This is a genomic window from Natronobacterium haloterrestre, assembly GCF_900112205.1.
Classification (GTDB): domain Archaea; phylum Halobacteriota; class Halobacteria; order Halobacteriales; family Natrialbaceae; genus Natronobacterium; species Natronobacterium haloterrestre.
In genome coordinates this window covers 40,317-61,372 of record NZ_FOKW01000014.1, presented here as the reverse complement: position 1 = coordinate 61,372, position 21,056 = coordinate 40,317, and the positions used below count along the sequence as shown (strand labels likewise).

General features: G+C 57.6%; 27 protein-coding genes. 12 read left to right on the top strand and 15 right to left on the bottom strand.

Annotated features, from left to right (window positions below; all coding sequences use genetic code 11):
• Nucleotides 1-205 precede the first annotated feature (205 nt).
• Both BM113_RS20060 and BM113_RS20055 read left to right on the top strand, forming a co-directional pair.
• Nucleotides 206-1,087, top strand: a complete 882-nt coding sequence (locus BM113_RS20060; protein ID WP_089789757.1) for a ParA family protein — start codon at nucleotides 206-208, stop codon at nucleotides 1,085-1,087.
• Complete coding sequence (locus tag BM113_RS20055) at nucleotides 1,084-1,506, top strand: DUF7970 domain-containing protein (RefSeq protein ID WP_089789756.1); 423 nt, start codon at nucleotides 1,084-1,086, stop codon at nucleotides 1,504-1,506. The genes BM113_RS20060 and BM113_RS20055 overlap by 4 nt, the downstream gene beginning before the upstream one ends.
• 134 nt (nucleotides 1,507-1,640) lie before the next feature.
• Here BM113_RS20055 and BM113_RS22050 read toward each other — a convergent pair whose 3' ends face one another.
• Nucleotides 1,641-1,991 (bottom strand): hypothetical protein, encoded by a 351-nt coding sequence (locus tag BM113_RS22050; RefSeq protein WP_143095872.1) that lies wholly within the window; start codon nucleotides 1,989-1,991, stop codon nucleotides 1,641-1,643.
• Nucleotides 1,992-2,471: 480 nt separating this feature from the next.
• Here BM113_RS22050 and BM113_RS20050 point away from each other — a divergent pair, with 480 nt between their 5' ends.
• The 4 genes from BM113_RS20050 to BM113_RS20035 all read left to right on the top strand — a co-directional run bounded on the left by BM113_RS20050 (nucleotide 2,472) and on the right by BM113_RS20035 (nucleotide 7,191).
• A complete protein-coding gene (locus BM113_RS20050; protein ID WP_089789755.1) occupies nucleotides 2,472-3,725 on the top strand; it encodes a tyrosine-type recombinase/integrase in 1,254 nt (417 codons plus the stop codon).
• A gap of 697 nt (nucleotides 3,726-4,422) precedes the next feature.
• The gene (locus BM113_RS20045; RefSeq protein WP_089789754.1) at nucleotides 4,423-5,052 is read left to right on the top strand and encodes a hypothetical protein; all 630 of its coding nucleotides are present in this window, start codon (nucleotides 4,423-4,425) and stop codon (nucleotides 5,050-5,052) included.
• Complete coding sequence (locus tag BM113_RS20040) at nucleotides 5,045-5,515, top strand: hypothetical protein (RefSeq protein ID WP_089789753.1); 471 nt, start codon at nucleotides 5,045-5,047, stop codon at nucleotides 5,513-5,515. The genes BM113_RS20045 and BM113_RS20040 overlap by 8 nt, the downstream gene beginning before the upstream one ends.
• Nucleotides 5,516-5,517: 2 nt before the next feature.
• On the top strand, nucleotides 5,518-7,191 hold the full coding sequence (locus tag BM113_RS20035) for a ThiF family adenylyltransferase (RefSeq protein WP_089789752.1): 1,674 nt from the start codon (nucleotides 5,518-5,520) through the stop codon (nucleotides 7,189-7,191).
• Nucleotides 7,192-7,344: 153 nt separating this feature from the next.
• Here the strand turns inward: BM113_RS20035 and BM113_RS20030 are convergent, their stop codons facing one another.
• The 3 genes from BM113_RS20030 to BM113_RS20020 all read right to left on the bottom strand — a co-directional run bounded on the left by BM113_RS20030 (nucleotide 7,345) and on the right by BM113_RS20020 (nucleotide 10,022).
• A complete protein-coding gene (locus BM113_RS20030) occupies nucleotides 7,345-8,568 on the bottom strand; it encodes a competence protein CoiA family protein (RefSeq protein ID WP_245758126.1) in 1,224 nt (407 codons plus the stop codon).
• Nucleotides 8,569-8,636: 68 nt separating this feature from the next.
• Complete coding sequence (locus BM113_RS20025; RefSeq protein WP_089789751.1) at nucleotides 8,637-9,500, bottom strand: hypothetical protein; 864 nt, start codon at nucleotides 9,498-9,500, stop codon at nucleotides 8,637-8,639.
• A 222-nt stretch (nucleotides 9,501-9,722) separates the two neighbouring features.
• Entirely contained in the window at nucleotides 9,723-10,022 is a 300-nt protein-coding gene (locus tag BM113_RS20020) for a PadR family transcriptional regulator (protein ID WP_089789750.1), read from the bottom strand.
• A 136-nt stretch (nucleotides 10,023-10,158) separates the two neighbouring features.
• On the opposite strand from BM113_RS20020, the gene BM113_RS20015 reads away from it, so the two are divergent.
• The 3 genes from BM113_RS20015 to BM113_RS22750 all read left to right on the top strand — a co-directional run bounded on the left by BM113_RS20015 (nucleotide 10,159) and on the right by BM113_RS22750 (nucleotide 10,961).
• A complete protein-coding gene (locus tag BM113_RS20015; RefSeq protein WP_004048632.1) occupies nucleotides 10,159-10,326 on the top strand; it encodes a DNA-binding protein in 168 nt (55 codons plus the stop codon).
• Nucleotides 10,327-10,401: 75 nt separating this feature from the next.
• Nucleotides 10,402-10,740 (top strand): exodeoxyribonuclease VII large subunit, encoded by a 339-nt coding sequence (locus BM113_RS20010; protein WP_245758125.1) that lies wholly within the window; start codon nucleotides 10,402-10,404, stop codon nucleotides 10,738-10,740.
• Nucleotides 10,737-10,961, top strand: coding sequence for a hypothetical protein (locus BM113_RS22750; RefSeq protein WP_245758124.1), 225 nt, complete (start codon nucleotides 10,737-10,739; stop codon nucleotides 10,959-10,961). Before BM113_RS20010 ends, BM113_RS22750 begins: the two co-directional genes overlap by 4 nt.
• 75 nt (nucleotides 10,962-11,036) lie before the next feature.
• Here the strand turns inward: BM113_RS22750 and BM113_RS20005 are convergent, their stop codons facing one another.
• Nucleotides 11,037-11,492, bottom strand: a complete 456-nt coding sequence (locus tag BM113_RS20005) for a MarR family transcriptional regulator (protein WP_089789771.1) — start codon at nucleotides 11,490-11,492, stop codon at nucleotides 11,037-11,039.
• Between the two features lie 324 nt (nucleotides 11,493-11,816).
• Nucleotides 11,817-12,170, bottom strand: coding sequence for a DUF8105 family protein (locus tag BM113_RS20000; protein WP_089789749.1), 354 nt, complete (start codon nucleotides 12,168-12,170; stop codon nucleotides 11,817-11,819).
• Between the two features lie 76 nt (nucleotides 12,171-12,246).
• On the opposite strand from BM113_RS20000, the gene BM113_RS19995 reads away from it, so the two are divergent.
• The gene (locus tag BM113_RS19995) at nucleotides 12,247-12,657 is read left to right on the top strand and encodes an SGNH/GDSL hydrolase family protein (protein ID WP_089789748.1); all 411 of its coding nucleotides are present in this window, start codon (nucleotides 12,247-12,249) and stop codon (nucleotides 12,655-12,657) included.
• Between the two features lie 122 nt (nucleotides 12,658-12,779).
• Here the strand turns inward: BM113_RS19995 and BM113_RS22745 are convergent, their stop codons facing one another.
• The 8 genes from BM113_RS22745 to BM113_RS19955 form a co-directional block, all read right to left on the bottom strand.
• Complete coding sequence (locus BM113_RS22745) at nucleotides 12,780-13,823, bottom strand: hypothetical protein (protein WP_177209235.1); 1,044 nt, start codon at nucleotides 13,821-13,823, stop codon at nucleotides 12,780-12,782.
• Nucleotides 13,824-13,901: 78 nt separating this feature from the next.
• Nucleotides 13,902-14,654 carry a hypothetical protein gene (locus tag BM113_RS22535; protein WP_218149975.1) on the bottom strand — a complete coding sequence of 251 codons (753 nt, stop codon included), beginning with the start codon at nucleotides 14,652-14,654 and terminating at the stop codon, nucleotides 13,902-13,904.
• Nucleotides 14,651-15,226, bottom strand: a complete 576-nt coding sequence (locus tag BM113_RS22470; protein WP_177209234.1) for a hypothetical protein — start codon at nucleotides 15,224-15,226, stop codon at nucleotides 14,651-14,653. Before BM113_RS22470 ends, BM113_RS22535 begins: the two co-directional genes overlap by 4 nt.
• Before the next feature lie 260 nt (nucleotides 15,227-15,486).
• Nucleotides 15,487-15,909, bottom strand: a complete 423-nt coding sequence (locus tag BM113_RS19975) for a DUF7344 domain-containing protein (RefSeq protein ID WP_089789747.1) — start codon at nucleotides 15,907-15,909, stop codon at nucleotides 15,487-15,489.
• Nucleotides 15,909-16,253, bottom strand: a complete 345-nt coding sequence (locus tag BM113_RS19970; protein WP_089789768.1) for a DUF7344 domain-containing protein — start codon at nucleotides 16,251-16,253, stop codon at nucleotides 15,909-15,911. The genes BM113_RS19975 and BM113_RS19970 overlap by 1 nt, the downstream gene beginning before the upstream one ends.
• 32 nt (nucleotides 16,254-16,285) lie before the next feature.
• Entirely contained in the window at nucleotides 16,286-16,597 is a 312-nt protein-coding gene (locus BM113_RS19965; protein WP_089789746.1) for a hypothetical protein, read from the bottom strand.
• Nucleotides 16,598-16,828: 231 nt separating this feature from the next.
• A complete protein-coding gene (locus BM113_RS19960) occupies nucleotides 16,829-18,028 on the bottom strand; it encodes a tyrosine-type recombinase/integrase (protein ID WP_177209233.1) in 1,200 nt (399 codons plus the stop codon).
• Nucleotides 18,021-18,383 carry a hypothetical protein gene (locus BM113_RS19955; protein WP_143095871.1) on the bottom strand — a complete coding sequence of 121 codons (363 nt, stop codon included), beginning with the start codon at nucleotides 18,381-18,383 and terminating at the stop codon, nucleotides 18,021-18,023. Before BM113_RS19955 ends, BM113_RS19960 begins: the two co-directional genes overlap by 8 nt.
• A 390-nt stretch (nucleotides 18,384-18,773) precedes the next feature.
• On the opposite strand from BM113_RS19955, the gene BM113_RS19950 reads away from it, so the two are divergent.
• Both BM113_RS19950 and BM113_RS23130 read left to right on the top strand, forming a co-directional pair.
• Entirely contained in the window at nucleotides 18,774-19,430 is a 657-nt protein-coding gene (locus tag BM113_RS19950; RefSeq protein WP_007143057.1) for a hypothetical protein, read from the top strand.
• Nucleotides 19,431-19,637: 207 nt separating this feature from the next.
• Nucleotides 19,638-19,805 (top strand): DUF7563 family protein, encoded by a 168-nt coding sequence (locus tag BM113_RS23130; protein ID WP_449406648.1) that lies wholly within the window; start codon nucleotides 19,638-19,640, stop codon nucleotides 19,803-19,805.
• A 15-nt stretch (nucleotides 19,806-19,820) separates the two neighbouring features.
• Here the strand turns inward: BM113_RS23130 and BM113_RS22740 are convergent, their stop codons facing one another.
• Nucleotides 19,821-21,053 (bottom strand): DsbA family oxidoreductase, encoded by a 1,233-nt coding sequence (locus tag BM113_RS22740; RefSeq protein ID WP_245758122.1) that lies wholly within the window; start codon nucleotides 21,051-21,053, stop codon nucleotides 19,821-19,823.
• Between the last annotated feature and the right edge of the window lie 3 nt (nucleotides 21,054-21,056).

Sequence of the window (21,056 nt, the reverse complement as noted above, 5' to 3'; positions counted from 1 at the left end):
TCGCCGAGGTCGTGTTTCTCGACGTATCGAAAGTGCTGATCGGCACTGTTGTTCTTGAGTCGGGCTTCGTTGCGGGCTTCGCCTTCCTCACCTAAGAGATTTAGCTATGGTCCTTATCTAAGAATCTTAGATAACTATCTTAGTTATCTTACTTAGGTAGCTTGCTTGGCAAAGTTACTTATCGGAGAAATTCATCCATGAGAGTATGCTCTCGTATACGGTCTACAGCGAAGCAGGCGGCGTGGGAAAGTCCTCGCTGACGGCGAACCTAGCTGTTGCACACGCTCGAGCCGGCCTTGACGTTCTGGTCGTTCCGCTGGATCCGCAGGACGGTGACCTCAGTCGACTGTTCGGCGTTGACGACGATCGCGCCAATAGTGACGCCGACAATATCGTACGCCATATCGTCCGCAGTCCAAAGGGATCGCTCGCAGACCTCGTCCGAACGGCGGAGGGTGTTGATATCGTCCCGGAACACAACATGCTCTCTGATCTCTCGAGCCACCTTCAGCGCGAGCAGCGGAAAGCGGAGGACTTGGGGGATTCGTACAACATCTACGCCCAGCTGCAACGCGTCCTTCGTGATGCCGATATCGCCGAGAAGTACGACGTATTGATTTGCGATCCGCCGGCTACCGAGTCCGACCATCTCTACAACGCGATCTACGCGACGCGCAACCTCGTGATCCCAGTCGAACCCTCCGCGAAGGGGCGGGCCTCAGTTGAGGGTCTTGAGCAACTTGCGACGAACTTCGGTGACCAGCTGAACATCGAGATTGGTGTACTGGCTGCGGTACCGAACGGGTTCAAGCATACGAACGACCAGGAGGAGTTGATCGACGAGATCGACCTCCCTACACCTGAGGTGATCGGCGACCGGACGTCAATGATGGAGGGGTGCTGGAAGCAGCAGTGTTCGGCCTTCGAGTACGTTCGTAAACATCGCGCGCGCACCCGAGACCACGAAGTCAAGACGTTGGCGCAATTCGACCGGATTGCTCGTTACCTTGAGGACCAGGTCGGTCTCAAGGCACCGAATCCTCCGGAGCCAGGCAGCTTGGAAGACGATGAGGTGATTGAGGCGTGACGGGCTTCAAGGAAGGTGCGAGCGGCGATAATCCGTTTGGTGCTGGCACCGAGGACGACAAAGCCGGAGAAGACGACGTTGACGGGCTCGAGTCAATGGGCTCGTCAGTCGAAGTCGATCCGCAGCCCGATCGCGCGATCGAGCAGCAGGACGGTCGCGACGAGAGCGACTCGAGCCGCAGTGGCCTCCCCTGGATCTACGAGCGCGATAGTATCACGGATGGTCGCGCGAAAACTGTGCAGTTACACTTGCAGGATACAACGCTCGATCGACAGCGCCAAGTCAAGTCCGATGTCGAGGGCGAGCTAGGCGAGTCGGTCAAGAAGGCTGACCTCCGGGAGGCAGCGCTACTTGTCGGCCTCAAGCGAATCGATGATGTCGCGGATCAACTTCGGGAATGGGGCTACGACTTCGAGTAGCGTCTGGCATGTTCAATGTTGACTCGGATCGTCGCTGAGGATGCGCTAGGCGTGCTCGACGGGTGGCTCGAGGATCCGAACGCTACCGCTACGGAGTAACTGACTCGGTGGGAGAAAACGAGGGAGTGCTGTGGTTAGCTAAACAGTGCTGCGCCGCCCAAGACAGCAAGGCCGACTGCGGTGTATGCTGGTGCGTCTTGGACAGCATGGGCCACTGCATTCCCTGTTTCGGGATTGTGCCGATCCATCTCGATCGTGTAGTGATCGTCGAATTCACGGATCTGGAAACTGTCTGTCGGTTCTTGGTCCCTATAGACCGCTTTCGCTCCGTTCGGGAGCGAGAGCAGTGAGCGTTCGAACTCCGGCGGGACGCCGGCGACGAATGCCTTCGGAACCTCAACCTTCGTGTTGTACTTCTGGTCGCGTGCACGACGCTTCGCACTATGCCACGAAGTCGCCGATGCCCTGGTATTGTCGTGGGGCATGGATAGTCATAGGAACTGAAACATAATAAAAGGTCAACCGGGGTCTGACCCGGCTGAGTGGCAACGCTGTCCGGAATCGCCGATTTCCGTGTAATTGTTGATGTACGCTCCGAATTTGAGGCCACTCAGTGCTGATATCGGGTACTAACCGCACGAAATCCTCTCAAGTAGTCGCCGACTCAACCCAAAACTAGCCCATCTTCCGAAACTGTGGCAGAACGAGGACCGAGATTTTGTATAGCGATATACGATATACGTTTTCCTGTAGTGCGGAATTCCGGCGCTAAGAGACTTCAGTTCCTCGAATTCTCCCGATGGGCCGAATACAGAATGTGGTCCTGATTATGCTCGTAATCATGACCACTTTGAAGTACCCCGCCGCCGTCGGTGAAGCACGAATGCTGCAACCGCCTCACGACGGCGCTTCCCCCAGGGTAGAGGCACCGAGACCGGGCCCGCAGGGCGGTGGAGGGCCGGTGAATGCCTGACCGAGCGCTTTCGACACCGCTCGACGACAGCTTCGAGCGCTACCTCCAAGACAAGGGGAAAGGCCGCGGCGGCGACGGTGGGAACTATCGACGTAACGCTGCACGCGAGCTCGAACGGTTCGCCGAGTGGGCCGCCGGCCACCGAGGCGACGACGATTGGACCGGGATCGCCCCCGACGACGTCGACCGCGAGCCGACCTTCGACGATCTCGATGAACGCGTCTTCCGTGAGTACGCTCGGCATCTCGGAGGAGACCGGGGGCTCAAGCAGAACACGGTACAAACCTATTACCGCTATATCTCTGCGTGGTGTGGCTGGTGCGTCAACGAAGGGTATCTCGAGGCGCATTACGCGCAGCGGGCGAGTGCGATGGCGCCGCTACCGGAGGACGACGGCCGCAAGCCCGGCGACCAGCAGGCCTGGACGTCCGAACAGCGCCACGCCCTCACCCGCCACGTCGACGAACAGGCTCGCGAGGCCATCGAGGCGTACACGACACTCCCGGAGGATACTGCCTCCCTCGACAAGGAGCGAGCACGCTACGCCGCATTAAAGTCGGCTCGTGACCGGGCTCTGGTGTTCGTCCTTGCGTACACAGCTGTCCGCGTTGGGGAACTACTCCGGGATCCGAACGACCCGCGACGGCGTGGCGTCCGCTGGGAGGATCTCTCCCTCGACGACGGGAGTATGGACGTCTACCGAAAGAAACAGCAATGGGACGCTGCGAGTCTCCCTGACCCAGTGATTTCTCCGCTGCGAAGCTATCGCCAGCTGATGGACCCACCGACGGAGCGCTGGCCGGTGTTTCCGACGTTCGACCAACGGACGCTCGCAGAACTCATCGAGGAAGAGTTAGCCGAACGAGGGAAACCCCTAGAAGCAATTACTGAGTGCCGCGACGAATACGCCCGTGACCTCCTGCTGGCGCTCGATGAGGACATTCGGCCGACGTCGATCACGACGGACGGAGCACGGTCGGTTCTCCAACGGCTCTCGGAGACCGCAGAGATCGATATCGACCATCCGAAACACGATTATCTTGCTCCGCACGGTGGTCGACGGGGGATGGGGGAGGTACTTGTCCGCGCGTTTGGATACACGGTGGCGGCCCGGTATCTCGATAACTCCGAAGAGATGGTCCGAGAGCGCTACTCGCATATTGAAGCTGGCGAGTTAGGGGATATTGCTACAGAGGCTCTTGAAGAGGTAGGAGATCAGATCGAATTTTCAGCGGAATCAGTTTGATGTCAACTTCTCGTACTCACTGCTCACAAACCGGGGGACTAAAGCAGTGTTTGACGATTCACTTTCGCTGGAAAATACAGTTTAAGTATAGCGATCCCCCTATGCTTTCGAGTGGAAATCGCAAGACTGCGTAGGGGCGGCCGACAGTCTTATTAGCACCTATGCCATATGGATGCCTGCCTACGTAGCGGTGGGGGCTCTATTGCTACCCACCAAACCGCAACGTTCAGCAGCTAAGGCGCTGGTTTTCGACCCGCGGTTGACAGCTCTGTATGGCTGAATACCCCTATTTAAAAAGCTATTCCCAGCGGAGTGAAAGTGGAAATTGCCAGTTCGAAAACCCCCACCCCACGGTTCATATATGCCTGATACGAGAAAGAGGCGAGTATAGTTCCACTCAGCAAAACCCTTTTCAGTGGGGGCCGGCTACACGTTCCTGGGCTGGTTACCCACCGCTACGTAGGCATCCCCCGATCACCGCAATTCTGCGGCAGGGGGACGGCGGGAATCCACCAAGACCGACGAGAGAGCCGGGGTATCCGGCAGTGACTTCCACGGATGTTCGCCCGCCGAGCGGATCCCTGACGGGTACTGAGTGACCACGTGGTCTCGGCCCGTTCATAGATCTGTTCACAGCGGCGAATGTATCATTTCGGTCGGCCCCACGTCGCCGGGCTAAGCGCGACGACCCACAACCATGAGTGAACGCAACACTCCCGCCGACTCCGCAGACGAGCACAGTACGACTACCACGAAGAAAGTTGCCGGCAAAGTCAACCCGGTACAGTCCGCCATCGAGGCTATTGAGGACGACGTCCCGGTCGAGGTCTTCCGTCGACTATCACATATGAAGGAGGCGATCGGAGCCATCAAAATCTGGGCCGACGACGCCGACCCCCACGATACCGACGCGCTCGTGGGCACGAAGACTATCGTCAGCGCAGAGCGTGAGCGTGCGAGGGACATTCGACAGGAGGTTCCCGATGGCAACACCAGCCTCCTTCAGAAGTTCGACAACCTCACGGAGCGTCTGGAGAACCTCGCGGACACTGTCGAACCTCTGGAGTTCAGCACCATTGGCCATGTCGTGTACGTCAATCAGCAGTTTGTCGACCGATACGACGACAGTTCGGTATCCGTCGAAACCATCCTGCTGGACGCCGGCAAGAAGGATCCCGACGAACTCGGGCTTTTCCCGATGGACGGCCTTCTCGGGAACCGTCAGGAAGACCAGGCGTTCCCGGCTGATCGGGATCTGGACCTCGGCGAAAAGAACCGAACGTTCTTCGAGTCGACCAGCGATGGGGGGAAGATCGCGTATGAGTGAGGGCGAGACACCGGAAGACGCTGATCGCGCGGACCTCCGCAATCACCTCAGCGAAAGGTGTCGCGATGCTCTCTCCGAACTGCAGGACGAGCGGCCTGAAGCCGAACTCATTGCGGTCGAAGGCGACTGGGCATGGGTCAGTATCGGGACTGTCAATCCTGCCCACGTCAACGACGTTTTCGACCAGGAAGAGGTCCTCGCTATCCTCCGAATTCCGACCGATTTCCCGAACGGTCGACGGCCCTATGGCATCGTGACGTACCCCTACGTCACGAAGCACGACGGTCAGGAGGTAGACAGCGTACATCGCGACCATGCCAAGGGGCGTCCGGCACGTGAGGCTCTCGACGTCGACGAAGTCGCCCTTTGGAGTTACCGCTGGGAGGACTTCTCGTGGACTGAACCCGCTGACCTCCGGAAAGCTCCTGAGGTCGTGCGGTCTCGCTTCGAAAAGGAGGACTGACTATGCCTCAGGGTACAGCAGCGGATTGGCTGACGGCAGCCGACGCCGACGAGGTCCATCTCGTGTTCCCCCGAGACATCCACGAGGATTTGATGAAGGTGCTCTTTCCGAGTGAAGGCCACCCTTTCTACGGCATGGGCGAGCGTGGTGCGTTCGCCGTTCTCGCAAAGAGTACGGGCAACTATCGTGCGAGTTACATTGTCGAAGACGTGGTCCACCCTGAGTCCAGTGACGACCTCGAGTTGAAGGGGACAGCTTGGGGAGATCGGTCAGAAAGCCGTTCAATCGGGTCGTTGTTTGGGAGTAGCTCTAATGGCGACGTATCGAGCGACGACTCGATTGTCGGCTACGAATTCAGTGAAGCCTACCACGAGCGCGCAATCGAACGTGCCCGCAGCCGTGGTGGCGGGCTCATTCGGATTCATACTCAACCCGGCGGCGTTCGTGAGAGCGGTACCGATACCGCGTCGGCGGCTCGCGTCTACGAGAACGACCGGGATCGTCTCCCCGGCGGCGCTCCGTTCGCTGCTGCCATCACTAATGATGCTGGCGACTGGTCGATGCGTGTCTACGAACCCACGCGCGACCCCAGCGACGGGCCGGAGGTAACGCGCGCTGACCACGTTCGCGTTGTCGGTCCAGCCACTGACGAACCCGCTTTGGAAGTTCGTCCAACCGGCTGGCGAGATGCCGATGCCGATAGTGTAGGTGTTGCTAGTGCTGAGCAGGACTCCACGATCCAGCTCTGGGGGGCAGACGGCCAGGCACGGTTAGCCGACCTTCGCGTCGGCGTCGTGGGCTGTGGTGGCGTCGGGTCGATTCTTGCAGAACACTTAGCTCGTCTAGGCGTTGGTGAACTCGTGTTCGTAGACTTCGACCATCTCGAGAGCGCGAACTTCAACCGCGCACAGGGTGCCCGGCGGATAGACGTTCGGCAAGACCGCCTCAAGACCGAGGTCGCCGAACGTGTTGCCCGTCGAAGTGCGACAGCTGAGAATTTTGAGACGCGGGTCGTCGACGGGAGTGTCGTCGATCAAAACCCCGAGTATGCGGCTGTCCCTGATCTCCTGGATTGTGATCTTATCATGTCAGGAGTCGACGCCGCTCGCCCCCGACAGGTTCTGGACGTGCTCGCTCGCGCTCACTGTATTCCAGTTATTGACGGTGGAAGCCTCCTACACGCCGACGATCAAGGTGTCCTAGAAAAAGAGGCGAAAGTCGAAACGGCGGTCACCGGACCCGGTTGGCCGTGTTTCGAGTGTCAGCGCGTCTGGACCCAGGACGATGTCGACTGGGAGGCCGACCATCCGGAGTTTCGTGGCGAGCGGGGTTACGTGCAGGGTGGGAAGGATCCAGCCGAAGAGGATAGGGATCCGTCGGTTATCGGGGTGAACGCGATTGTCGCTGGCCTGATGCAGCGGCGGTTCCTGGCGATCACGCTGGACGTAGCACGGAAGACCGAGGGTACGCTTCGACTCGGTCTCCGCGATGTGGAGACGAATATGTCGTCTACGTGGGGCTGTGAAGAGGATTGCGAGGCAGCTACAATTGGCGTCGGCGACCGCGAGGAACTCCCTACTGGAACAGACTGGGCAATGCGGTACGAACGCGATGATATGGAGATGCCTGAGCAGAAAACTCGAGATGCAAGCGATCTTGTCGACGATCTTCGTTAACGACAGTAATCCCGGTTCACCATCTCCTATCCCCTGTTCTTGAGGCCAAACTGGAATTATACCGTTCGGCAGATTTTCTTCGAATATGAACCTCGAAGAGATGGTTGATTACCTCGCTTATCGAGTAGATCATCTTGATTGGCCGGCTACCTTTTAGGGCGGAATCCAACTTGTATGGTCCCAGAGGGTTGTCTCGGGAGTCTCCATCGTCGCACCGCACTTGGGGCAGTAATCTTCGATCGCATCCTCGTCGTAGAGATAGTGATCGCACTCGGGAGGGCTGGCTTGGAAATACACGTCGTCCCAGTCGAGATTAGGCTCTCGACCGTAGAGACAGAATGTACTGTGTCCTGACCGCCCTCGATGGTTCGTCACTAACCGAACGGGACAGTACATGCACTCGCGGAGTTCGATTAACGGCTGGTCGGAATGGTTCGTCCAGAGCGTTTCTCGCCGCCCCCATTCGTGAAACCCCTTCGGCCCCCAACAGCGCTCTATCTCAGGTCGTGTCGCAAGCAGCTTCTCCACCTGTGCGGAATGGTACTGGCTTCCTGCCCACTTCCAGAACGGATCTCGGTCGTACTCACGGACAATCGCGTTCTTGAGCGCTTTCAGGGGAAAGTCGGGGCCGTGCTCGTCGCTCGCGGTGTAGGTGTAACTGCCGTCGGGTTCGTGAAGCCGGCGTAGCTCGCAACCCTGGGCAGTACAGATATCGTACGTAATCAGGTCATCCTGTCCGCGGGGATGGGCATAGGGCGGCACGCGCTCCCACGCATGTTCGCCGTCGTAGAGGAGCGCTTGGCAGTTCGTAAATCGGCTAGCTTTGCTCGTTCGTTGGGCGTATCCAGAACCGTCGTCTTGCTCAAATTCGGCACCGATCGTATCGTAGTTGAACGTATCGAGAAGGACTGTTGCCGCGCGTATCCAGACGACCGAGTCCCCAGCGGCCAAATAGTCATGCGTCACCTGATGGACGTCCTTGTCCTCGTGACTGTGCTGTACCTCAACGGCGAGGCCTTCCCCGAAGTAAGGGTTCCAATCGTCAAAGGTTGCGAGTGCGTCGGCCCGGCGTTCGGTCACAGGTGTCGGCACCTCGGCCACGTCGACGTCCACCTCTGTCTCGATGCGGGCGTTTCCTCCGAATTGCTGGTGCAGAGCGACCTCAACACGGGCGACTGCGCGTTCGTGGGTCTCTGACTCGCCGCCATTCGAGCAGCGCTGGCCGGCGTCGGCTGATACGTGGTAGAAGTGTCGAGACTTTCCCGGCGCCGATCGCGGGTACATCGTCCCGCCGCATACCGGACAGGTGACTTCTTCTCCATCGTCGACTATGGCGGGGACGACCGGGCGACCGTCACGACGACCGCGGAAGGGCATACTGGCAAAGAACATCTCGGTAAGCAAATAATCTCTCCCAGCTGTAGGCCAGTACAAGACGGAACAGGTTAGAGCGGGTCCTCGAGTCCGCAGGAGATACACTTCATGCAGCCGTCCTCACGTTCCCAAATGTGGTCGCAGTACTGGGGGTCCGTGGTCGTCATCTCAGAGAAGTCTTCGAACGGATCATTTGAGATGACCTCCTCTCCGTTGTGCTCTTTGAGACGGGCCCCACACCGGCACCGATAGCGGTTTTCTCCTCGCGGCTCCCAGACGTGTTGATGGTCTTCTTTCTTCTCCTCCTTTTCTCGCTGTTCAAACGCTGCTTGAGCAGCTCTGTCAGCAAGATCTGAGCTCGTCTTGATGGTCGACTCATCGTAGATATAGGCATCAACAGCTCTCTCTTTCCAACGCTCAAGCCGACAGTGTTTACAGAAATCCCGGTCATGGAGGTCACTCCCTCCGTATTTCCAGGTGTGATCACAGTCCGGATTCGGGTCGGAGAAAGTTAGGGAGTCACCGTTCACGAACCGCTCTAGATACTCCTCAGGTGGATCTACCTCTGGAGGGTCTGCCCACGAAGCTGCGAAGGCGGTGTCAGCCCGTTTGTCGAATGCGACGACCATCTCCTCAATACGGAATCGGTCGTTCGTAAAATCGTCAGGGCTGGCCCAGTAGACGCTATATCCGGCCGAGAGATAGTCGTGCGTGACCGCGTCGAGATCTTTGTTTTCGTTCGCGTATTGTACCTCAACGATCAATCCACGCCCAAGGTAGTCGTTTGTGTCATCAGCGGGAAATTCGACGAGGGCATCTGCCCGGCGAGAATCAGTAAGCGTCGGCGTATTGGGGACGTCGACGGTGAGCTCGGGTCCGCAACGGGTATATTGGTCAAACCGCTGCCGCAACGCCGAAACTGCGAGGGATTTCATCTTTCGATGCGGATCCGACTCTCCTCCGGAGCAATTGGCCGTCGAATCCCCTGAGCCCGCAGTAACGTGATAGAAATGGCGGGCGCGGCCATCATCAAATGGGCCCCGTGGTCGCATCGTTCCGCCACAGGCTGGACACACGACGTCAGTACCATCCTCTACCTCTTCAGGAAGAACTGTCCCTCCCTCCTCGTCTGTAGAAGACTGTGCGATAAATGGCATCTAGGTCGACGGAGCGACTTCTTCTGCAGACTCGATATATTCGTCTTCCCACTCTCGATGTGCCTCAATTTCGCGGAAGCCTCGTTGCGTTAGCGAGTACAGATTGGTTCGCTTGTCGAGTTCGCCTTTCTTGAGGAGCCCTTTCTCGACGAGGTCGTCGAGATTCGGATAGAGCCGGCCGTGGTTGATCTCCTGTTCGTAGTAGTCGTCGAGTTCGGCCTTTACTGCGAGCCCGTGTGGTTCCTCGAGCCCGGCGATCACGTACAAGATGTCCCGCTGGAACCCAGTTAGATCGTGCATCCGTCCGTTCACTATTTTTGAGGGGTGGCATATGTTCTCTCTGGTGCTCAAAGGCCAATATTCGATACGACGAGGCGAGAACCCTGCGTGAGAACTTCGAACCTTTATATGGTGGACAAGAGAAGTCCGCGATGGAATGTCTGACCTAATCGTCAAAGCAGCCGTGAAGGACGCACTTTCGGACCACAACGTCTCGGCAGATTTCTACGACGCCCTCAACGAAGAGGTCGCCGAACTGCTCGACGACGCCGCAGAGCGTGCCGAGGCCAACGACCGGAAGACGGTCCAGCCCCGCGACCTGTAGGCCTGCGTAACGCAGCCCACCCCGGCACTCGAACGTAGCTTTTTGAGGTTCCTGTTCAGAAGTTAGGAAACGGAGATGGCGGACGCACCGGATACCGAACGGCAGGCGGTCGAACCCGATGCGAGAGAGGTCCTTAGCGTGTCCCAGCTGAACGACCGGATCGCGTCGGTCGTCCAGGACACGCCTGCCCTCAACGGCGTCCGCTGTATCGGAGAGGTCACTGACCTTCACAAGAACAGTACGGCGCTCTACTTCACGCTCACCGACGGCGAGGACGAGCTCCCCTGTATGATCTGGGCGAACCGTTACCGGGAGATGGACGCCGACCTCGAGGACGGGACCGAAGTCATCCTCGAGGGCGATATCGACTACTGGGTCGAAGGTGGGAAAATCGACCTCAAACCGTGGGGGTGATCGTCGTCGGCGACGGCGACCAGGCGGCTGCCGTCGAGCGACTGCGAAGCGAACTCGAAGAGCGTGGCTGGTTCGACGACGACCAGAAACAGCAACCGCCGGCATTCCCGGAGCGGGTCGGCATCGTCACATCCCTCCCGAGAGACGCCCAATACGACATCCAGAGCATGACCATTCCAAAGCCGTCGGTACCGACGTCCGTTACGAACGGTATCTGCTAATTCAACTCCCACTCTTGTCGAGGGTAATCGTGAGAAAACCAGATATTCAGCGCCGAATGGACCATACCGTTGCGCTCACTCCTCTGCGCGGCGGTCTTCGATATCTGCGATGAGGGCTTCTGCTCGTTCTTCTGCAGTTTTGGAGTGCTCACTTGCAGTCTCTGTTCTTTCATCTCGATCGAGACTGGGGACTTCCTGTTCCCAGCCCTGATTGGCGTAGGCGTCGTCAGGTGCTGTCTCAAAGAGTCGAACGGCTGAATCGAGCGACGCAAATCGTTGTTTTAGCTCATCGGCTCGACGCGGATCGATATAATAGATAGTTTCTGCTCGTTCGACGAGCCCGTTCTCGAAGAGGCGAGTCATCGCTTTTGACGTGCTTGCCTCACTGAGGTCTGTTCGGGCTGCAATTTCACTGAGAGTGAAGCCGTACTCATGGTGCTCGACAAGGAAGCTGAGGGCCTCGTACTCGTTCGTATCCGGCTTGACTGGGAACGGGTCGTCATTTGTGAGTTCGTCGACGGGGACTGGCATCCTTACCACTATATGCCACTTGAGGACATTACAGTTTTCGCAGAAGGATACTTCCAGACGGTTTCTGGAGGGGTATCTTTTCTGAGGAACTCGCTACTGTCCAGTGGAGTTCGAAATCAGCTACCGCTCTTTGGAGAATCCAAACTTGTCATGAACGCCGGTCAAATCGACAAAGTAGTTGCTTCCAGGAAAATCGAAGTACTCTGCGAGCAGCGATCCGAATCTAGCTGATTAGGCACTCGCGTCCCAATCGCGCTGCGGGGTTAATGGCCAGCAGCGGGATGGGCATCGTCCTCTCGATGGTACAGCATAAGGAATTGTCACCTACTCCGGAATGACCTCCTCAGTATCGTTTGGCGGTGGCTCCAGCTGTCGCTGTCGGCGAATCTCTGCAAGAGCTTCTTCGAGCGTTGCTACATCATCGATCGCCGCAAGTTCGCCGGTGATCTCGTCAACGAGCGCGGTGCGCTTGGCAGCGGCTTCATTGCCTTCGGTCGTGTCGATCGATTCGACTCGAAGCTGGTGTACTTCGTGCCACCCACAGTTCCAACAGTCCCGTGTAACCTCGACGCGCTCGTCTGGACCGGCCGCAAGAACTGCGTCGGAAAGCGAGGTTGAAAGCGGCTGTTCTGGCCCAACCTTGAGCGTGACAGGGGAACCGCACGCGGGGCAGTCCATAGTCATCGTAGGGTTGCTCGTGTGTTGAAGTTACTGGAGCAGGGAGACTGCTTCACCTACAACCGTTGAGACGCTGGTGACAACGAGACTGTCGTCGAGATTCTCGAGTCGTGCGTTCCGAAAACGACCGAAATCGTCGATTCTGGGTTCGTTCCCGGAAAAAGATCGGAAAAGGAGCCTCGAACTCGCGAGACTGGAGTTCGCTCATGCGTTCCTTGTTCACGGTGGCCTTCTTCAGTGTGGCCTCAACCAGCTTCTCGAGGCGAGTCGTTTCGGACTCGAGCTCGTCGATGCGCTCTTCGAGGGCGGCCGTCTGCTCTTCGAGCCGCCTACGATCGCGCTCGAGGGCGTCGATCCGGCCGTCTTTGCGCTCGAGTGTGACTTCGATCTCGTCGATGCGCTCTTCCAGCGCCTCGAGACGCTCACTAACCTGGTCTGGCAGCTGTACAGTCGGAACTCGGTAGGTGTGATTGACATTGGACGATAGTGGTGTAACTACTGAGCGAGCGCTACTGCTCGAGAGAGAACGCTGATCGACTGGCGTGAAACTCGGGTACGGACGTGTGGCGCGAGCGGAACTCGTACCTTCCCGAGTCTCAATCCAGCGTGTTAGTGGCCGGCAGCGGGATGGGTATCGTCATCCGGGTCGTCGATCGGCTCGTACTCGCAGTCCTTGCCGACCGGCTTGAAACCGGGAACGTAACTGAAGCGTTTGCCCGGTTCTCGCCGGAACAGCCACGGCAGGTCGCCGCGGTTCTCACGTACCCGATACTGGAGTTTCCACTCGTGGAGTTCCGCGGCGGGTTTGGCGACTTTCGGGGTCGGCAACTCGCCGCGTTCGAGGTCCTCGAGCTCGAGGACGCGGACTTCGAGCTCACGGGCGAGGTCTTCCGCTCGCGTGGTCAGTTCGGTCGTATGGCACAGCACGGGCATGGCACGGCAGGCGAAAGCGACCGTACAAAGCCGAAAGATCGTTCCCGGAGTGATGGTGCCGCTCTCCCAGTCCTTGCACTGGGCGACGATCCAGTCGGTCGGTTCCTGCTGTTTCTCCTCGCGGAGGGCGACGACGTCGATCTCGAGGCTGAAGAGCGTCTGGCGAGTTTCGGCTCGGTAGCCCCACCGATGGAGCGCCCGCTGGAGCTGGTACTCGAGCCAGCGACCATCGCCATGACCCCGCCCGTCGACGTGGTCGTAGCCCGCTTCGGTTCTGATGTCGAAATCAGTTGTGAGCTTGCTCTCGGTGTCGACGTCCGGTAGCAGGTCACGCAACGCCGTGACGCTCTCGAGAGCGGTTTCGAATTTGTCTTCGGGCGAGTCGCTGTACCTGTACTCGTCGGGGTGTTCGTCGCGGGCACACTGCAGGAGGCGACCGAGACGGCGCTCGATGTGGGTAAGTGCCTCCTCGTAGTCGTCGAACTCGTCGGGTTCGCGCTTGCAGTCAATTTCGGCTCCCGGATCCGACCCGGGGAGGATCTCTCGGGCCTCTTCGAGCGGTCGTTTGGTCGTATGGAGCAGCCGGCGGGCAGTGTGTCTCTCTTCTGTCGTGATGGTGTTCTCGAAGATGATCGATTCGCGAAGCGACTCGACGGTCTTGATAAGCGGGAGCAACTGTTCGTAGTACTCGTTCGGGATAGGCGTCTCATCAGTTGTCATGGATCTGGTGGGGGGTGGTGGCAGGGCAGTCGGTCGTCGACTCGCCTGTGGTCGGCGTCGTGAGCGCGGAGTGGCGGCTCATGGTGACTGTGATTCCGACTCCGACTCGAGGGAGGCAATCGGGCTCGTGGTGAAGTGCTCTCGGGTGAGCGGCGTTTCAGCGAGGGACGTCAGTGTGGGTTGACCCTGCTGCTGGATGTGGTGGTACAGGTCGTCTTTCGTAACCGTATGCCAGTCCTGGCCGTCTTGCTCTCGGTAGCGAAGTTCGTCGTCGACGGCGACGAGGACCCCTTGTTCAGTTGTGGCAGTGGCATCGAAGACGAGTGCCGGCGGATCAGATCGGTGCCACTGTCCCCGAAGTTGCTCGAGCAGTGTATCGAGTGTCGGGGGACTGGTCGGGGTAGAGTACTGCGATTTAGTGGGGGTACGTATTGCGACGTCTTCGACGGTGGAGCGACCGCACGGTCGCCAGCCTAATCCGTCCCACTCGAGTTTCCGGTACGACCACTGCCCCTCTTCGCTCTTGGGTTCGAAGACGAGGCGGCGAGGCGGTGTCCCGTCAGGGTCCCACTGGAGTGTGATCGTGTCGGATTTACCTGTGGCTGAGTCTGTCTGCTGGTTTCGGAGCGCGAGAAGCACCGGGTCGATCTCCGAGCGAGCGTTGTATAGCTGCTGGAGTATGTCCGTCTGGCAGGAGGTATCAATCTCGTCAGTGGCCGACAGCTCCTCGAGCAGTTCGTGGATTTTGGTGTCGATCTCCTCGAGGGACGTGATGTAGCCCTGCAAGTCATCGGTCGGCGGCTCACTCTCGTGAGGCGATTGGTCCGTCATTGGTCCTCACCCCGCTCGGTTAGAAGTTCGTCGACGGTGTGGCGGCGCTGGTCGGTTGTGATAGTTTTCGAGTCGTCGGTGGAGTTGAGGTTGATCGTGAGTTCCGAGATCGGTTCGCGGCCGGTTTCACGCCACTCTCCATTGCGAATTTCATGGGTGATTCGCCACGCTTCGCCGCCAGTGTCGGGCACGATCGTGATCCGTCGCCGGCGGTTGTTGATCGTCGTGTACTCAAGTGTGAGCTCGAGATCGTGATCGGGTGTGGTGTCGTGGCCGCCGTCGGTTGCGATACGCGGATCGTCGTCGGTATCGACGAACAGGAGTCCGTCTCGGTCGTCTGTCGTCGCGAGGTCGTAGACCCGGACGTCGTCGTTGGGGTCGACCTCGAGTTCGTCTACGACGGTGTGACCGGCGGCGATGCGGGTCCCGTTGTACCGAGTGCACAGCGTGTACTCGGCGAGTGGCTCGGTGGTCTCGGACGGTGGGACGATCGCGACGCCGTCTTCGTGGGTTATAGCGTGGACGGTGTCGGTTGTCCAGTCCTGGTCGCCCAGCGCGGCCCTCGAGATCACAACCCTGCGTTCGGCACTGACAGTGTAAGTCCCGAGGTAGCCACTACCCGTTGGAATGACGTACTCCGAGGGGGCAGTGGTGTTAGTGCCACCGTCGGTGACTAACTCTGGCCCGTCAGAGTGCTCGTCCGACATCGGTCCGATGTAACGGCGATGTCGGACACCGCACTCGGGGCACAGTTCGGAACCGGCATCTCTGTACTCGAGTCCGCGGTCGTTCAGCGCTTGGTCCTTCGGATGCAGTATTCCGTCCCGGCCCATCACGACCTCCTCCTATCAGTATCGCTGATCTCGACTCTCCGGATAGCGAACTCGATCGTCTTCAGTAAACTCCCGAACTCTCGGGTTTGAGTCGTTGTCAAGATCGAACCGGACCGCTTATTCCACTCGACGATGCCGAACTCGTCAAGCACAGGGAGATGATTCTGTCGGAGACCAACCTTCGCTGATTTTCGTGACTGTCGATCGACGCAATCAACGTGACAGCCATTCTCTACGGCAGCGACCTGTTCTGCCAGTTGTTCGTGGGACATGATTCCGGCTCGACCAGAGGCTTCGCTGTCAACCTCGTGGAGGATGTGGATCGTGATTCGGCGGCGTTCGGAGCTGAATAGGTAGAGCACCTCCTCAATGATCCCGCCGGTGTGAATTTCCTCTCGTAGATGGAGAGTGCCTTCCGCCATCACGCATCAGCCTCCGAATCTGGCTTATAGCAGGTGGTCTGCAGCCTGCGGATGTATTCGGCGAGCGGTTCGGTAGCGTCAGTCGCAGCGACGGTCTTCGATCGACTATCGTAGTCGATAGCACCGGCTTCATCGAGGGTATCGAGATGGCTCTGTGTAAGAGAGATATAAACCGATGTCCGTTCGTCGCTGCCGACTTGGCTCGGGTCGATCTCGTTCTCGATCGCCGCAATTTCGATGGCAAGGTCTCCGGCAGTGATTTCCCCCGAGGTTCGCGAAAGCGAGAGGATCACTCGTCGCCGGCGGCTGTTCGAAATCGCATCGAAGGCGGTGTCTGGATCCATCGGGATAGCCAGCGACGTCATCTCGTCGGTCATCAGAGAATCCCCTCAGCGAGTTTCTCTCCGCGACCGGTGAGCAGGACGATGATCGTTCGATCCTCCTCGAGCCACTGGACGTAGTTACCCTGGCGCAGCCACTCGAGGTAGTCGTCGACCTCCTCGAGGAGCCAGCCGCTCTTGCCGGCGATGTCGTTTCGGGTAGAGGGGCCATCGCGTTGGTTTGCGAGCTGGACGATTCGGTGCAGTCGTGGGTCGTTTTCGGGAGTGACGCCTGGCGTCTCGCGACGGTCGCGGTCGCGAGAGACAGAGTTATCACTCCTGACCCTGTCAGTTTTCGTTGCTGTCATAGCTCTGGCAGCACGGCGCTTCCGGCGTCCCAGCGCCGGAGGTCGCTTTCTGGGGCCGTGCTATTCTCTCGTAGTGTCGGGACTACCTTCTATATCCGGTGTGAAAACTCTGGATCTCTAATTCGTCTTCTTCAGTGGCTGTACTGCCAAATCTCGTTTTCATTCTTAGTGACTCGTTAGACTCACTTCACCACACCTCGGTGGCTAAAAATAAACCGAAGAGAACCGGCCTCAGTCGTAGAACTTGGGGCAGACGTCGAGGTAGCGGTCGATGCGGTCGTCAGACCAGTGGGTGTAGTTGTCCATCGTGTCCTCCTCGTCGCCGCGCAGCAGCTTCGTTGTCGTTGCGTGCTGACCCGTACCGGCAGCCTCGAGGCGTTCGTCGATCACAGACGTCGACCAGTGCCTGAAGTAATGCGGATTGATATTGTCGTCGTCGTAGGCTTCGTACCAGTAGCCGAGTTCTTTCGAGTGGCGTCGGATGTTCTGAGCGACTGTCTGCGCGTGAATCCGCTCGCCCCAGTTGTGTGAAACGGTTACGAACAGCGGCGTGTCGGATTCGAGCGGCCCAGGATGTGCGGCAAGCCATCGGAGGAGTAGGTTGACCATCTCCTCATCGAGCGGGATCGTCCTGTCGACGCTCGTTTTGTTCGACGCTGTTGGGACTCGTCCTCGTTCCTCCCAGAGTGCGCCTTCTTCGGGCGCGCTTGGCACGTAGAGGAACGGGCGTTCCTTGTGCCGGAGGGCTTTGTGGACATCCCAGTCACAGGCCGGGTGATCCAGATAGATGTCTTGGAGGTCCGCGTTGATGATGACGCCTCTTCGGATCGTTGTTTTCGCCATCAGAGCTGTGATCGCCTCCCAGAGTGGGTGCTGAAAGGCCTGGATGTAGTCGGCCATCTCGTCGACGGGAATGATCTTCGGGTTGCGTGATGAAGCACTCCCGATGATCTTATCTGCGCCCTCATCGATTGCGAGTTCGATCGGGTTTCCAGACTCCGTAAACCACGAGTGACCGCGTTTCAGGCAGAAGTCGTAGAACTGTCTGATGGTCTTCACGTTGCCTTCTTCAGTGGCTCCTTTGTAATTCGGGTTCGCAGCGAGCGCGCGGAAGTATTCTCGAGCGTCATCGATCGAGAGGTTTTCTGGCCGCATTTCGCCACCAGTGTTCCAGTCAATCTCACTCTCGTGGCGCAGTATTTCTCTGCCGTACTCGCGACGCTTCTCTTCGATCGTCTGATGATCGTCGTCTTCGTAGATGATCCAATCTAACTCGTCGTTGAGCCAACGCTTGAAGAACTCTACCGAGTGTTTGACGGTCCGCTGGGTGCCGTCCGACGAGTGGTTGTGCCGCTTGTGGACGAACCAGTCCAGCGGCGGCCGAGTAGGATCGTTACCGTGGCGGACGGTGCCGTAGTCTGGTTCACTCATCGACCCTAAAGCTGTACCCGTCTTTTTCGACGGGCGAGTCATCGTCTCGGGCTAATTCGAACAGGTAGTTCGAAGCGAACTCCGTGAAAGCGTCCTCGAGGATGGTGTCGAGGTCTTTGTAGTCCTCGTCCAACGCCTCAAGTAGAAGTTGCTCCGGATCGTCAGCACCTTCTACTGTACTCCTGTTCTCGTCGTTCAGTGTCCGTGGGTCGAGTTCGACGATGTTGCTCTCACCAGCAGAGACCATGATTCGGATGTACTCCGCTGCGCTGTTGTACCCCTCAGCGTTGGAGGCACGTTCCCACATTGCCTTCGGCATCGAAACGTAGCGTTGCGTGAATTCTGGCTTCCCCATGATTCTCACGTCCAGTTATACAACTGAACTTGTACTTGCCTAATTGAATTCCATACTTTTAGTTGTTTTTCCGGTAAAGTTAATCAAGTGAGAAACTGGTGTGGTCAGGGGATATCTGTATACTGCAGTTCTCATTTAGTTTCCCGATTTTCAAAATCGCAGGACAGCGATAGGGTATTGAGTTGAGATCGGCATGACGTTCATAGTCTTATCGGGACGGAAAAACGAGAACATGATGCGTATGGCTGATTGAATCGGAGCCCCTCAATACAAGTCAGATTGTATTCGACTGAGTCGGAAACATCAATATACCAATATCAAATATTTCAATTGATTTAGATATTTCGAATGAGCAACAGAAATATAGTATTTCGTTGACCAGTTGGTTGCATGAGCGAACAAACGATTGCTTATATGAATGAACGGGGGAGTGTCACAATCGACTCCGAGATCCGGGATTTACTTGATATCACAGATGGTGATCTCGTTAGACTCTCTGAAATCAAGGTCGTGAAAGTCGAAGACGAAGGAATCGACGTCAAACAGTTGCCGGACGAAACTTGTAGCACTATTTCGCGTATCAACGACCGGGGAGTCGTCAGGATTGACAAGGAGGTGCGAGAGGTACTGGGAATCGACGACAAGAAAGTGAAGCTCAAAATCAGCGGGATCGAAGTGGCCAAGATAGTTAACGAGTCGACCAAGACTCGCAGTGCTATCTCGCTGGTTGCTGTTGCTTCCTGGTACGCGACTGTAGCGGCCTCATGGAGCCGTGCGAAGTCTGTCTTCATGAAGGCTCACCCGGAGATCAAGTATCCGCCAAACAGGTCCACCGCGACAATGATCATCGGAAGCTGGGCACTGATCGCAGCGGTTGCCACTATACTGCTGAGCCAGAACGGCGCAATCGAGAGGCTTGCAGCTGGCGATCCGGTCGAGTGGGCCGGTCTGATCACTGCCCTTGCCTTCGGCGCGATCGTGATGATCCTCTTACTCCCGGATCGCAAGGAAACAGTCCGCAAACTGGCCAACATGCCATCAGAGTAGAGTAACCTCGATTCTTTCCTAACCAACACAAAAGAGGCTCGGAGCTACTGTCTAGTCATCTGGCAGAGAGTCGTGCTTTAGCACCTGTCGCAGTGCCTCAGATACAATAGAAGATCATCAGTAATAACACAAAGCCCTTTCCGAGAACCTCAATACACACCGGTATCTACCCCTCCACAGTTTCCGAAGATTTCACTGGCGAACTGACTGGCCTTACCAAACCTGCGTTGTGATAACTGCGGCCACCACGTCACTGACCAATACAATCGAGTATTCGCTGACAACGACGGCACCCTGCACGCCTGCTCACACTGCCGATCACAGAAAGAAAATGTTCAGAGAAGCAGGAATCGACGAATAAATCTCACCTGCTAAAGGATTGACTCCAAGCTACTCGAGATACCAGAAGCGCTCGCCGCCGGCCTTGAACGACGAAACACTATCCAGATCCTGGAGACGTTGCACCGCCTCCTGACGCTGGATTCCGTAGACCTCCATGACCTCGGGCGTGGCTACAGGACCATGCTCCTCTACGAAGCCCTGCAAGTCCTGAAGACTTTGCTCGTCGATACCCTGGAACGTGAACTGAGTCTTGAAATCCGTGTACCGGACACGGCCATTCTTCGGCACCGGCTTCCCCTGGATCTCCATAAACGTGAACGGAAGCTCGTCACGCTCACCAGACTCCAGTTCCACCTCATCTAAATCGTCCTCGAAACGCTCCCGATCCATCCCGAGATCTGACGCCAGGTCGATCAGGACCTCCCTGTCGTTGATGTCATGGCCAGTTGCAACACCTTGCTGCCACAACGCCCGGATATAATCCTCTCCACGGTACTGCTGGATAGCTGCCTCGAACGCCTTGTTGACCAGGTCCGTGGACTCCGGTGGATCCTCGTCCCAGAACGAAGGATCAACAGGCATACCCAGCTGCTGACCGACGTCTCTCCACTTCTGTTTCTCCTGCTCAGGATCGATCTCTCGGACAGGAGCAGGTTTGTAGAAGACCTCAACGTCTTCGCCGTAGCACTCCTCAACACGTTTCATCACAGGCTGGACGCCCCAGGACATCGCGCTCAACGCATCGACTTCCTGGACCACGACTACTGTCTTATCTTCGTCCTCGTCTTCATCCTCTTCGTCTTCTTTGTCGGCGTCTTCCTCTTCTTCCGTATCCTCTTCAACGTCGTCAGACTCGTCAAAATCGTACTCTTCTTCCGTGTCTTCCTCTGTCTCAGGCTCATTGATGTCGTCTTCCGGCTCCGTTTCCGACTCTTCGAGATCTGGTTCTTCTATCTCCGGTGATTCAGGCTCTGACTCCTCTTCGTCCTCACCCTCTTCAGGATCTTCTTCTTCCGGTGGTTCGACAACAGTACCAGCACCCGTACCGGCACCTGAAGCAGCACCACTAGCGGCACCAGCACCAGCTGCAGCACCTGCGGCACCGGCCGCACCTGCAGCAGCCGCACCGCTATCAGAATCATCGACTTCTTCACCATCTCCGCCGAAATCATCAATACCTGTCTGAGACTGGTCATCTGTCGATCCTCCATCCTGCGAATCATCGTCATCCGACGAACCTCCTCCGCCGCCTCCGCTGTACGAACCAAGGAATACAAACATTGT